Origin of the sequence: Martinezella tropici (genome assembly GCF_008370325.1) — a bacterium.
GTDB lineage: Bacteria > Pseudomonadota > Alphaproteobacteria > Rhizobiales > Rhizobiaceae > Rhizobium > Rhizobium tropici_B.
In genome coordinates, this window is record NZ_VNIP01000027.1 from 1 (window position 1) to 1,089 (window position 1,089).

A 1,089-nucleotide genomic window follows, 5' to 3' on the forward strand; every position below is an offset into this window, starting at 1 on the left:
CTGACAGGGTGTTTTTCTTTCAGGAGAGGCCATCATGGAAAACGTTGCGCTTATTGGTATTGATCTCGGTAAACACACTTTTCACATTCACTGACAAGACCGGTTCGGCAAAGCTCTTCTTCGCAAGAAGTTCAACCGGACAAAGCTCATCGAATCCCTCGCAACTTTTCCTGTATGCACCATCGTCATGGAGGCATGTGCCGGAGCCCATTACATGGCTCGTCGGCTGGCTGAATTTGGGCATGAGAGTAAGCTCATTTCGCCTCAATTCGTGCGCCCATTCGTCAAGAGCAACAAGAACGACTTCATCGATGCTGAAGCTATTTGCGAGGCCGCCTGCCGTCCCTCCATGCGGTTTGTAACGCCCAAGACCGAAAGCCAGCAAACGTTGGGAGCACTGCATCGTGTGCGCGAATCGTTTGTGCGCGATCGGGTTAAGGCATCGAACCAGATACACGGCTTTTTACTCGAATTTGGCATCAGTCTGCCCGTCGGTCATGCCGCCATCAAGCGCCTGCCTTCTGTGATGGCTGAACACGAGTTACCAGCGCGACTGATTACCATGTTGGAGAGGCTGCATGCCCATTTCAAGTATCTGGAGCAGCAAATTGCCGAGATCGACAAGGAACTGGCCAGCCAGCTTGGCGATGACGATCTTGGTCAGCGTCTGATGACAATCCCTGGTGTCGGCCCGATCACTGCCAGCGTGTTGGCCGCCGAGCTCGGTGACGGAAAACACTATCGATGTAGTCGTGATTTCGCGGCGTCAGTCGGATTGGTGCCACGCCAGTACAGTACTGGGGGCCGGGCAAACCTGAAGGGTATCAGCAAGCGTGGCGACAAAAATCTTAGACGATTGTTGGTGCAATGTGCACGAGCCTATATGCAACGGCTAGAGCGGCAAACGGGACGATTGGCTGATTGGGTCAGGTCTATGTTGACTCGGCGACATTCGAATGTTGTGGCTTGTGCACTAGCCAACAAGTTGGCCCGCACGGCTTGGGCGCTGGCGGCACGGCATACCGAATTTCGGGCAATGCCAACCTGACGCGCCCCTATTTACTTTTGTACTGACACACCCACCTGCTT

At 54.0% G+C, this 1,089-nt stretch carries 1 pseudogene; it reads left to right on the forward strand.

What is annotated here, in order from left to right:
* Window positions 1–34: 34 nt before the first annotated feature.
* Window positions 35–1,048 (forward strand): annotated as a pseudogene (locus tag FP026_RS29950) (IS110-like element ISAeca3 family transposase).
* Window positions 1,049–1,089: the final 41 nt, after the last annotated feature.